Annotated in this window: 12 protein-coding genes; all 12 read right to left on the minus strand. The window is 49.7% G+C overall.

The window, feature by feature from the left end; all coding sequences use genetic code 11:
- Window positions 1-345: 345 nt before the first annotated feature.
- The 12 genes from dnaG to HMPREF1508_RS08270 all read right to left on the minus strand — a co-directional run bounded on the left by dnaG (window position 346) and on the right by HMPREF1508_RS08270 (window position 11,762).
- Window positions 346-2,295: a DNA primase gene (gene dnaG, locus HMPREF1508_RS08215; RefSeq protein WP_044961091.1), complete on the minus strand. Its 1,950-nt coding sequence runs from the start codon at window positions 2,293-2,295 to the stop codon at window positions 346-348.
- 9 nt (window positions 2,296-2,304) lie between these two features.
- Window positions 2,305-3,321 carry a deoxyguanosinetriphosphate triphosphohydrolase gene (locus HMPREF1508_RS08220; RefSeq protein ID WP_044961093.1) on the minus strand — a complete coding sequence of 339 codons (1,017 nt, stop codon included), beginning with the start codon at window positions 3,319-3,321 and terminating at the stop codon, window positions 2,305-2,307.
- A gap of 126 nt (window positions 3,322-3,447) precedes the next feature.
- The gene (gene rny / locus HMPREF1508_RS08225) at window positions 3,448-5,001 is read right to left on the minus strand and encodes a ribonuclease Y (RefSeq protein WP_006905559.1); all 1,554 of its coding nucleotides are present in this window, start codon (window positions 4,999-5,001) and stop codon (window positions 3,448-3,450) included.
- Window positions 5,002-5,100: 99 nt separating this feature from the next.
- Window positions 5,101-5,712 carry a regulatory protein RecX gene (locus HMPREF1508_RS08230; protein WP_198015628.1) on the minus strand — a complete coding sequence of 204 codons (612 nt, stop codon included), beginning with the start codon at window positions 5,710-5,712 and terminating at the stop codon, window positions 5,101-5,103.
- A complete protein-coding gene (recA, locus tag HMPREF1508_RS08235; protein WP_044961096.1) occupies window positions 5,709-6,767 on the minus strand; it encodes a recombinase RecA in 1,059 nt (352 codons plus the stop codon). Before recA ends, HMPREF1508_RS08230 begins: the two co-directional genes overlap by 4 nt.
- A gap of 469 nt (window positions 6,768-7,236) precedes the next feature.
- Window positions 7,237-8,838 (minus strand): peptide chain release factor 3, encoded by a 1,602-nt coding sequence (locus HMPREF1508_RS08240; RefSeq protein WP_044961231.1) that lies wholly within the window; start codon window positions 8,836-8,838, stop codon window positions 7,237-7,239.
- 173 nt (window positions 8,839-9,011) lie between these two features.
- A complete protein-coding gene (locus HMPREF1508_RS08245; RefSeq protein ID WP_044961098.1) occupies window positions 9,012-9,563 on the minus strand; it encodes a GNAT family N-acetyltransferase in 552 nt (183 codons plus the stop codon).
- Between the two features lie 28 nt (window positions 9,564-9,591).
- On the minus strand, window positions 9,592-9,858 hold the full coding sequence (locus tag HMPREF1508_RS08250; RefSeq protein WP_006905565.1) for a type II toxin-antitoxin system RelE/ParE family toxin: 267 nt from the start codon (window positions 9,856-9,858) through the stop codon (window positions 9,592-9,594).
- A 1-nt stretch (window position 9,859) separates the two neighbouring features.
- Window positions 9,860-10,117 (minus strand): AbrB/MazE/SpoVT family DNA-binding domain-containing protein, encoded by a 258-nt coding sequence (locus tag HMPREF1508_RS08255; RefSeq protein WP_006905566.1) that lies wholly within the window; start codon window positions 10,115-10,117, stop codon window positions 9,860-9,862.
- Window positions 10,118-10,272: 155 nt separating this feature from the next.
- Window positions 10,273-10,449 (minus strand): 30S ribosomal protein S21, encoded by a 177-nt coding sequence (rpsU, locus tag HMPREF1508_RS08260; RefSeq protein WP_044961232.1) that lies wholly within the window; start codon window positions 10,447-10,449, stop codon window positions 10,273-10,275.
- Window positions 10,450-10,646: 197 nt separating this feature from the next.
- The gene (locus tag HMPREF1508_RS10025; protein ID WP_330365327.1) at window positions 10,647-11,153 is read right to left on the minus strand and encodes an amidase domain-containing protein; all 507 of its coding nucleotides are present in this window, start codon (window positions 11,151-11,153) and stop codon (window positions 10,647-10,649) included.
- Window positions 11,154-11,186: 33 nt separating this feature from the next.
- The gene (locus HMPREF1508_RS08270; protein ID WP_044961100.1) at window positions 11,187-11,762 is read right to left on the minus strand and encodes a hypothetical protein; all 576 of its coding nucleotides are present in this window, start codon (window positions 11,760-11,762) and stop codon (window positions 11,187-11,189) included.
- Between the last annotated feature and the right edge of the window lie 143 nt (window positions 11,763-11,905).

Here is an 11,905-nt window from a genome sequence, read left to right on the forward strand (position 1 = left end):
ACTCTTCGTTTCCTTTTGGGCAGTCTTCTTCACTGCCTTTGCCTTCTTTTCAGAAGCTGATCCGCCATCCTTCTTGGCATTCGCCTTCTTGACCGGAGACTCTTTCTTTTCAGAAGCTGATCCGCCGGCCTTCTTGGCGCTTGTCTCCGATGATTTCCCGGCTTTTCCAACAGCCTTTTCGGCGGCCTTCTTTCCGCCTGCAGCTGGTCCGCCAGTCTTAGAAGACTTCTGCTCTTTTCCCGCCTTTGCTGTCTTTTTCTCAGCGCCCGACTTTTCTCTTCCGGTCCCGGATGTCTTTACGATTTCCTCTGTCACTTTTTTGCCTGCCATTTTCTCTCCTCATTCTTATTTTAGGTCAATGCTGATATGTTCCAGTTCCTGCAGTTTCTTCTTATCGCGGATCATCTCAGTCAGAAAATCCGGGTCGACCGCATTGCCCTTCCTGCGCTTTCGCTCCATAGCCGCCCTCTTGATCCGCAAGAGGGTCTCCCGAAGAGCCTTAATCCGATCTGTTCGCTCAGTCAACCTCCCGACTGTGGTATTGAAGATCCTGGCCACTTCACGCTGTACTCCCTCATCTCCCTCCTGGAAATGATCCATAATTCGGGCCGGATTGACTCCACCTTGTTCCGACTGGCTCCAGACCTCCTCTGCCACATCCCGATATACGCCCTCCTCGAAGTCCATCGGCTCAAGATAGGGCTTCACGACCCGGTAGATCTCCGGGTCCTCCGTAATCCATGTCAGCAGTAAGCGCTGGGACTGGCGCATGCCGGTCTCTCTGGGCTGGCTCCTCTGACCTGGCCCCTTGCGCGCGGCTCTCGCTGGTGAGAGGTCCATTCCCGGATCGCTCCCCCGATAGGCGGCCTCCGTCTCGTCCTGGGCGCGGGCATAAGCGTCTGCCATGGCAAACGCGTCCTCGTCCGGATTCCTTTGACTTCGATTCAAAGAAAAGGCGCCTTTGTCCGCCTTGTCCGCAGACTTCCTCCGGGCCAAAATTCCCTCCTGGGAAGCCATGTGCACAACCATCTGGCGGATCGACTCTGCGCTTCTGTGGTAGCGATCAGCGACAGCCTGGATGTAATTGCCCCGTTCTATCTCCTCCGGAAAACGGCTGATCCGCAGGGCCACCTGGCGAAAGAACTCTGTATTGGACTCCGGGTCATCCATCTGGTAATCCCTCTCCAGCATGCGGATCGTAAACATAAAGGAATTCTCCGCCTCCTTGATCCTCTCTTCATAGGCGTCCGGTCCCAGCTTCTTCATGAACTCATCCGGATCCTTGCAGGGCTGCATATTGATAATCTTACAGCTGATACCCGCGTCCTTGAGAAGAGGGATCGCCCGCAGGGCTGCCCTGATTCCCGCCGGATCCGAGTCATACGAGAGATAGACCTGCCTCGTATAGCGCTTTAACATCTGCGCGTGCCCCTCCGTCAGAGCAGTTCCCAAAGAGGCCACGGTATTGTCAAAGCCATTCTGGTGCATAGAGATCACATCCATATATCCCTCGCAGAGAATCATCTGGGGACGGCGCGTTCTCTTTGCCAGAAAGAGGCCGAAGAGGGTGCGGCTCTTGTTGAAAATCATGGTCTCAGGGGAATTGAGATACTTGGGTTCCCCCTCCCCCATCACACGGCCCCCGAAGGCGATCACCCTACCTCCCGCGTCCATAATGGGAAACATGGCCCGGTTCCAGAACTTATCGTGCGCTCCCCTTCTCTCGCTGATCGCAATCAGGCCGGAGTCGACCAGATCGCGGTCCTCGTATCCCTTGCCCTTTAAATAGCGATAGAGGGCATTGGAGTGACTTCCGGTATAGCCCAGGCCCCATTTCTGCATGGTCTCCTCTGTCAATTGCCGGTCCCTGAAATAGTTCATGGCCGTAGCCCCGTCCTTACCGCGAAGGACGGCAAAATAGAACTTGGCCGCCTCTCTGTTGATCTCTAAAAGCCGGCTCCTCTTATCGGCCCTGGCCCGGTCCTCTTTGCTCATCCTGTGCTCGGGGAGGGCGATTCCGGCCCGGTCGGCCAAGGTCTTGACCGCCTCTGGAAAGGTCATGTTCTCGTAATTCATCAAAAAGGTAAATACATTGCCGCCCGCGCCGCAGCCGAAGCAATGATAGAATTGCTTGCCCCGGTTGACGTGGAAAGAACCCGTCTTCTCGTTGTGAAAGGGGCAAAGCCCCACATAAGCTGATCCGGTCTTCTTTAATCCGACATACTGGCCGATGACATCTACAATATCATTGGCCTCGCGAACCTGATCGATCAGTTCGTCTGAATAATATGGCACGCTGACTCCTCAATATCCGTCTACTTCCCAGGCCTTGGGCAGGAAGAACTCGCTGAATTTGGTCACTGCATACTGATCCGTCATCCCGGAAATATAGTCGCAGATGATCCGCCCCTCATCGTCCCCGGTCTCCTCCGCGATCCTCCGGTACTTCTCGGGGATCTCCTCAAAATGATCCGCATAGTACTCGTAGAGCATTTTCAGCATCCGCTTGGCCTTGACCTCTTCCGACTTGGCCACAGGATTGGTGTAAAGACTTTGAAACATAAACTTGCGCAGGTCCAGTAGAGCCTGCCAGATTTCATCGGACATACAGATCGCGTCCGTGTCACGGCTTGAAATAATCACATTGTGGATCATGGTGTCCAGGCGATCCTTAGCCGTTTGCCCCAGTGTATTGCGCAGTTCCTTTGGAATATCCTCCTCACACAGAATCTCCGCCCGAATCGCGTCGTCAATATCGTGATAGACATAGGCGATCTTATCGCAGAGTCGAACAATCTTCCCCTCCGGCGTATGAGGGGTAAGAGCAGTCTGATGATTGCGGATTCCATCCCTGACCTCCCAGGTCAGATTGAGCCCCTGCCCCTCCTTCTCCAGAAGCTCTACCACCCGCACACTCTGTTCATTGTGGCGGAAGCCCCCGGGATAAATCTCCGTGAGCGCCCTTTCTCCGGCATGACCGAAGGGAGTATGTCCCAGATCATGACCCAAAGCGATAGCCTCTGTCAGATCCTCATTCATGCGCAGAGCCTTGGCGACGGTTCTGGCATTCTGGGACACCTCCAATGTGTGAGACATACGAGTCCTGTAATGGTCACCCAGAGGGGTTAAAAAGACCTGGGTCTTATTTTTCAGACGTCGAAAAGCCTTGGAATGCAAAATGCGATCACGGTCTCTCTGAAAAAGAGGACGTATGTCACACTGGTCTTCCTCCTTCTTTCGCCCCCTGGAGTCCACATCATGCGTGGCATAGGGACTGAGGAATTTATCTTCCAAGAGTTCCATCTCCTGGCGAATATTCATCTGAAACTTCCTCCAAAAAACATCCTATTTATTTATTGCGGCCCGGAAACAAATTTCCTTTTTTAAACATCATAAGCAACAGAAAAAGGTCTGACCGATAACATATCGATCAGACCGATTCCCTGCTTATTTCGCAACATCACTGACACGGGACTCTCGAACCAGGTTTACCTTGATCTGTCCGGGGTAGTCCAACTCGCTCTCAATACGCTTGGCGATATTGCGGGCCAGAAGGACCATGTCTGCATCACTGATTTGCTCGGGAACAACACTCACGCGAATCTCGCGGCCTGCCTGAATGGCATAGGCATTGTCAACCCCTTTGAACTCCTTGGTAATATCTTCTAACTGCTGTAAGCGCTCTGTATACGCTTCCAGAGACTCGCGTCTGGCGCCGGGACGGGCTGCGCTGATGGCATCCGCTGCGGCGACAATCCAGGCGACCAGTGATTCCGGTTCCACGTCGCCATGATGCGCTGCGATCGCGTTGACGACAACCGGACTCTCCTTGTACTTCTTGGCAAGTTCCACACCGATCTGCACATGCGTGCCGGTGATTCCCTCCTGATGGTCGATTGCCTTGCCCAAATCGTGCAGAAGACCTGCCCGCTTGGCGACACGGACATCGACACCGACTTCCTGAGCCAGAAGACCGGACAGCTGCGCAACCTCTATGGAATGCTGCAGGGCATTCTGCCCGTACGAGGTACGATACTTCATACGGCCTAAGAGCTTGATCAGATCCGGGTGCAGACCATGCGTTCCCACCTCAATGGCGGCGGCCTCGCCGGCCTCCTTCATCGCGTTGTCTACTTCCCGGCTGGCCTTCTCGACCATCTCCTCAATCCTGGCAGGATGAATCCGTCCGTCCACAATCAAGCGCTCGAGCGCAATTCTTGCGATTTCACGGCGTACCGGATCAAATGCGGACAAGACAACCGCCTCCGGCGTATCATCAATAATCAGTTCCACCCCGGTCAATGTCTCAAGGGTACGGATATTGCGGCCCTCACGGCCGATGATCCGCCCTTTCATATCATCATTGGGGAGCTGAACAACAGAAATCGTCGCCTCCGCGACATGGTCTACCGCACACTTCTGAATGGCGGTCACCACGATCTCTCTGACCCGCTTGTTGGCTTCGTCCTTGGCCTGAGCAACGGATTCCTTCACGATCTTCGCAGCATCGATCTTGACATCTTCTTCAACAGTCTTCAGCAGATATTCCTTGGCTTGTTCAGAGGTTAATCCTGAGATTCGCTCGAGTTCCTGCAACCTCCTTGCGTTGAGCTGAGCCACTTCTTCTCTGGCCTTCTCAATGTTCTGCTCACGGTCATGCAGGCTCCGTTCTCTTCTGGCGAGGGCATCGCTTTTCTTGTCGATGTTCTCCTCCCTCTGCAGAATACGATTCTCAGAGCGCTGTACTTCTGCCCTGCGTTCACGAATCTCCTTCTCCAAGTCATTCTTAGTCTTCAGGGAGTCTTCTTTGGCCTCCAGGAGAGCCTCGCGCTTCTTCGCCTGAGCCTCTGTAACAGCCTCATCGATGATTCTGCGCGCCTGTTCCTGGGCGCCGCTGATGGTCTCAGCATCCTGTTTCTTATGAATGGAGTTCGCAATCGCCAGGGTGACCGGAGCTACAACTACTAGGGTAATCACTACCGCAATGATAATTGCAACCACGGGAGCACCTCCTTATGAAATTGTGATTGTATGCTTCAAAATGGACTATCCATAATGTTGTCTACAACACTTAAATATTATAATTTTCGGAAAAATTAGTCAAGATTCATCGGACTTTTGCAGAGCCTTCATAATGGAGGCGGCAGAGAAACCCCGACAGGCCAGAAAGCGATAGAGCTTCCCCCTCTCTCTGGGATCGGATACTGTCGGATCATAGCCCTTCTTATGGAGCAGGCTCCGAATCTGATCCTCCTCCGATGCCGTGTATTCTGCATCCAGGGTCTGCTCAATCAAGTCCCTGTCAATCCCCCGCCTCGTCAGGTCGAGAGCAATCCGCCTGCGGCTTTTATTCTCCTGATGAGCGTGCACATAGGCAGCTGCCATGCGACGGTCATCCAGATAATGAAAGCGACTGACATATTCAATCGCGTAATCGACGGCCTCCTGGGGATAGCCGCTTGTCTCAAGCTTCTGACGAAGTCTCTTCTCCGCGTAATCTCTGACCTCAAGAAGCCGCATTGCCCTCTTGGCGGCCCTGGGAAAGAAAATCTCGCTGAGAAGGATGTGATACTGGTCCTCCGACAGTTCCTCTCCGGCCTTTAGCGCATATCGACTGACTTCTGCCTGATAGAGAAGAAAGTCTGTCCCGTCATCGAGACAGACTCTCTGCCGCTTCCCTTCCGGCTCTATGGATTCAATCAAACGACTCACTCTTCTTTTGCCTCAGGCTCTTCGGCCACTTCTTCGGGCGCATAGTGGTCGCGAATCAGCTGTTCAATCCGCTCCATAAGCTCCGGGTGCTCTTCCAGATACTTCTTGGCATTCTCACGGCCCTGGCCGATCTTCTCCCCTTCATAGGCATACCAGGCTCCGGACTTGTTAATAATATCAATATCAACTGCCAGATCCAGAATATCTCCGGATCTTGAAATCCCCTGTCCGAACATAATATCAAATTCAGCCTGTTTAAAGGGAGGCGCCACCTTATTCTTGACGATCTTGACGCGGGTATGATTGCCGACCACATCGCCTCCCTGCTTGATCGCCTCCGTACGGCGGACATCCAGGCGGACAGAGGCATAGAACTTGAGGGCCCGGCCGCCGGTCGTAGTCTCAGGATTCCCGAACATGACGCCGATCTTCTCTCGCAGCTGATTAATGAAGATAACAATACAATTGGTTCGGCTGACAACAGAGGTGAGCTTGCGCAGAGCCTGAGACATCAGTCTGGCCTGCAGACCCACATGGCTGTCTCCCATATCCCCCTCAATCTCCGCCTTCGGCACCAGCGCGGCGACGGAATCGACCACAATAATATCAACCGCTCCGGAGCGAACCATTGTCTCGGCAATCTCCAATGCCTGCTCCCCGTTATCCGGCTGTGAAATATAGAGATTATCAATATCAACGCCAATATTCCTGGCATAGACAGGATCCAGCGCGTGCTCCGCGTCAATAAACCCTGCGATCCCTCCCCTCTTTTGTACCTCAGAGACACAGTGAAGGGCCACCGTCGTCTTACCGGAGGACTCCGGTCCGAAGATCTCAATGATTCTCCCCTTGGGGAGACCTCCAACGCCCAGGGCCAGGTCCAGGCTGATGGAGCCTGTGGAGACCGCCTCAACCTTCATGCGCTGGCTTCCCTCTCCCAGCTTCATGACAGAGCCCCTGCCATACTGCTTCTCAATATGCGTAATCGCGGCTTCCAGCGCCTTCTGCTTCTCCTCTGCCGTCTTCGCTTCTACTGTCTTCGCTTCTGCTGCCATCATGCTCTCCTTGTTCGAACGTTTATTCGCGAACAGCTGTTCGCTTTTTTGATCATCTTAATCCTATTCTACATAGCTGTCAACGACATGATCGGGTTCCTGACCGCAGACATCCGTCTGATCGAATTCATTTCCCCTTGCGCATCCTCATTCTCCCATGCCGGAGGGACTTTGGCAATCACTCCCCGCCCGATTCTCTCTCTTGCACGATTTTTTCCGCCAAACTTCGGCGGATCTGTCATTTGCAGGATTTTCTTCATACGGAAAACGGAAAAGGACAAGGTTTCGCAGAGCCGAATTCTTCAAAGACAAACTTCCAGAGAGTTAGAGCCTTCAAAGACAAATCTCCGGAGAATTGGAGCCTTCAAAAATAAATCCCTGGAGAATTGGAGACTTCAAAAATAAATCCCCGGAGAATTGGAGCCTTCAAAAAATCCCGCCGGGCTCAAGCCCTGCGGGAGCAAAACAATCAATCCTGTGAAAATTCGGCCAGCTCCAGTCCCTCATTGCGCTCCTGCGTCATTCGGATGGACCACTCATTGACCCAGAGCAAAAGGGGCCTGCCCTTTAAATCGGTCACCTTCTTCATATCGGATGTCCCCACAATCGCGTCTACATCCACTCCCTCATTGCTGATCCAACGAATATACTCATAGGGAAGATTCTCCATCTTGATCTCGACCTTGTACTCATTGTTGAGGCGAAATTTCAAAACATCAAACTGGAGGACGCCGACCACTCCCACAATGATCTCCTCCATTCCCGTATTGTATTCGCGGAAGATCTGGATGGCGCCCTCCTGGGCAATCTGATTGATCCCCTTCATGAACTGCTTGCGCTTCATGGTGTCCACCTGACAGACACGGGCGAAATGCTCCGGGGCAAAGGTGGGAATACCGTGAAAGCTGAAGTGCTCTTTTCCCGTCAGAATCGTATCCCCAATAGAGAAAATACCCGGATCAAAGACTCCAATGATATCACCCGCATAGGCCTCATCGACAATACGGCGGTCATCCGCCATCATTTGCTGGGGCTGGGAAAGACGGATATTCTTTCCCTCCTGGACATGAAAGACCTCCATGCCGGCTGTGAACTTGCCGGAAGTAATACGCATAAATGCTATGCGGTCTCTGTGGCGGGCATTCATATTGGCCTGAATCTTGAAGCAAAAAGCTGAAAAATCTTCTGAGAAGGGATCAATCAGCCCCGCATCGGACTCTCTTGGCAAAGGTGAGGATGTCATATCCAGAAAATGTTTCAGAAAGGTCTCTACGCCGAAGTTGGTCAGGGCGGAGCCAAAGAAGACCGGAGAGAGCTGTCCCGCATCCACCTTGCCCTGATCAAAGGCAGCGGCAGCGCCGTCCAAAAGTTCAATCTCCTCCTCCAGAATTCCAAGCGCTTCCTCGCCGATGGCCGCACGAAGTTTGGCGTCTCCGATGTCAAACTCCTCCTCACTTCCCTCCTTGGTCCCCTTCATCGTATCCGCGAAGGTCATAACCCTCTTCGTATCGCGGTCGAAGACCCCCTTGAAATCTTTACCGGAGCCAATGGGCCAGTTGATGGGACAGGTGGCGATCCCCAGCTCATTTTCAATATCATCCAGGAGTTCAAAGGTATCCATGGCATCACGATCCATCTTGTTGATGAAGGTAAAGATCGGTATATGACGCATGACGCAGACCTTAAAGAGCTTCCTGGTCTGGGCCTCAACTCCCTTTGATCCGTCGATCACCATGACCGCGGAGTCAGCCGCCATCAGAGTCCGGTAGGTATCCTCCGAGAAATCCTGGTGGCCGGGCGTATCCAGAATATTGATGCAGCGTCCGGCATAATTAAACTGGAGAACAGAGGAGGTAACAGAGATTCCTCTCTGCTTCTCGATCTCCATCCAGTCAGAGACCGCATGCCGGGCGGTCGCCTTCCCCTTAACAGAACCGGCCGTATTGATCGCTCCCCCGTAGAGCAGGAATTTCTCTGTCAGGGTTGTCTTTCCGGCATCCGGGTGAGAAATAATGGCAAATGTTCTCCTCTTCTCGATTTCTTCTCTCAACTTTGACAAGATGCACCTCATATATTCTGCCGGGATCTCCCGGCATTTTTCTGTTTCCACAGGGCAGACACCAGCCTCTTTCGACTGCGGTTCCGCCAAACCTCTATAGTTTACGGGTGGAAAAATCACTTGTCAATTCCCCGGGGCGCAGACAAAAGCCCCATGTAAGCCGCAAAAATGCTTGATCATGAGGTTTATAAATGGTCACAGCGCAGAATAGCATATTCTGTCACATCGCAGATTCCATGATTATTTATGTCAGCACTTCTTTTGGTTCCTTCTACCCTCATACCGCACTTTTTCATAACGTCTCCTGAATGAGGATTGTTGGTGTCATGTCTGGACTCAATTCTATTGCATCCAACCTCGTTGAAAAAGAAATCAATAATTGCACTAAGTGCCTCTGTCATTATTCCTTGATGCCACCATGCACGTCCGATGCAATAACCTATATGCACCATGTCTATTTCGTCCTTCTTCCCAACTACAGAAATAGTACCTATTACCTCCCCTATGGATTTCAATTCGATGCCCCATTGATAACAGTCTTCTTTCCTATAGTCCTTTGACCACAAGGAAAGAAGTTTCTTCGTAGTTTCAATACTCTCATGAGGAGGCCAAGTCAAATATTTAGTAACCTCCGAATCTGATGCCCAATTTTTATACATGGCTTCAGCATCATTAACACTTAGCTTTCGAAGGCACAGTCTGTCTGTTTCTATAGTTTTTGTACCAAGATGTGTCATTTTTATTCTCAATTCTAAAAAATATATTTTAAATTCTATCCAAAATATCGTGGTGTCCAACATCAAGAAGAAGGATAAGTTGATCATCCTCATAGTACCAGATAATCCTTATATCCATATTGACGCTACACTCAAAAAGATCATCCGTCCCTTGAATCCTTTTTGTCCTAAGAGACGGATGAAGTGGATTTTTCGAAAGCGTCTCTACTTTCGATTTAATCTGCTTCTTTTCGGTCGCAGCCATTTTCTTGTAGTGCTTCTGAAATCGCTTTGTGTATGTAATCTTATATGCCATACTACTTCTCCAGCGATTCGAAGAGAGCATCTACAGTATCAAATACTGGCTGCTCACCACAAGCAATCTTCGCTTTGATATCGCTTACCTCTTTTTTCAGATCGTCTATGTACTTAGTCGGATAAACAGCCATAGGAAAGAGCATGATTGTTCCATCCTTTTCCATGACATCGAGCTGGTCGCCTTCGGAAAGACCCAGCTTAGTAACAATCTCACTTGGCAAAGTTATCTGCGATCTTTTTCTTATGGTTGCAATCATGTCGTCACCTCCATATTTTCTGAAATTCTGATTTTCTGATTAAAATGTAACACATGTTGCAATAAGAGAAAAGTGCTTTTTCATCTCACCTGTCAATTTCCCGGGGCGCAGACAAAAGCCCCCGAGGATAACCTCGGGGGCTGATTGTTCACTCATCAGTTGAACTTGCGCTTACGTGCGGCCTCAGATTTCTTCTTGCGGCGAACGCTGGGCTTCTCGTAGTGCTCGCGCTTGCGGATCTCCTGCTGGATACCAGCCTTAGCTACGCTGCGCTTAAAGCGACGCAGTGCGCTGTCAAGAGACTCATTCTCTTTTACGATAATGCTTGACATACTCTTCTCGACCTCCCTCCAGTCGTGGATTTGTGTTTTGAATCCGCGAAACTGCATATTCACGGGAAGTCGCAACACCAATGTGTATTATACTTGCCCGACCTCTTTCTTGTCAAACACAAGCAGAAGCCTTTCTAAACCATCGCAAGTCCTTCAGGCTGTGATTGAATTTCATCAAATCTATCATCAAGATTTTTTCATGTCCTATATGCGTAAAAAGTCCCCCCTTCCCAATCTCCCAATGTCTGCTTCAAACTTCTTCTGTACCTATTTCGGGAATGATATGTAAAATATGGCATGTCGTTAGAAACATACGAAACCATCATTGTATGATTTTTTTGTGACGAACCTTTTGCCTTGACTTGAAGTACATCTCCTAGTCCAAGATACCATACATTATTTAAGTGAGATGTTCGACCGCTGTTTCTTGCGAAACTCCCCCAATAATTAACCGAAGACCACGACCATGATTGATTGAAATTACTATACCACCAATAATTTGAATTTTTGTACCACCCAACTTTATCTTTCCATCCACCAGCTCTTAAGGCCTGGCTTACAAAATTCGTACAATCTGTGTTTGAAAATCTTCTATATGCCGAATTATAGTTACTCCAGTATTTTTCAAGATAATTTGCCATTGCAGTGTAATTATATCCGCCTTTTGAATAAAGACTTCTCTCTTCCTTATTTATATCTTCTATTTCCGTAGACGCTGGAGTAAGTCCTTCTTCATTTCATTCTTCGCCAATCTCCTCGAAAATATCACTTGAGGGATCAACATACTCTTCGGCTTTATATAAGGGCATTAATCCGGTGGGATCCAGCTGCTTGTCTTCAATAATGTTCCACTCACCATTGATGCCCTTTTCAAAGACAAATTCGTGTCTTGCATCATATCCGGTTTCTACACCTGTTTCTGCTATTGTTAAATATGTCTCCTCCTTTACACTGACTGATACCCTTGAATCAGAATCCTTTTTTACTTCATTGATATCTATTATGGTTCTTGCTTTGGAATATGTCTCACCCACAGATTCTAATTTTTTTCTAAATTCAGCTATTTCAACTCTTTGTCTTTGCTCTATCATAAAATTTCTCTGTGATCGAAAGACATTTTTACATGAGATATTCTCATCAGACAGCATGACAGAAGCTCTTTCTCTTAAGAGATTGTCTATTTTTTCACGAATTTCCATCTCATCCGACTGACCAAGTCCCATATCGGAATCAGCATACATTGTATTAGAAAAACCCACGAAAAATATAATGGCAACAAGCGCAAATGACAAAAGTCTTTTTACATTTTTCATATATAGAAACCCTCTCTATGCGATTCGATTCTTAATCGTCACATAAGAACATCCATGTCCCACGATAAGATACAATCTGTATTCCGCGATAAAACGCTGTCGATAGCCACTTGGCAGGAGCAGGCTTTCTTTCAATAATTTTT

It is taken from the genome of Shuttleworthella sp. MSX8B, from assembly GCF_000524295.1.
GTDB classification, from domain to species: Bacteria; Bacillota; Clostridia; order Lachnospirales; family Lachnospiraceae; genus Shuttleworthia; species Shuttleworthia satelles.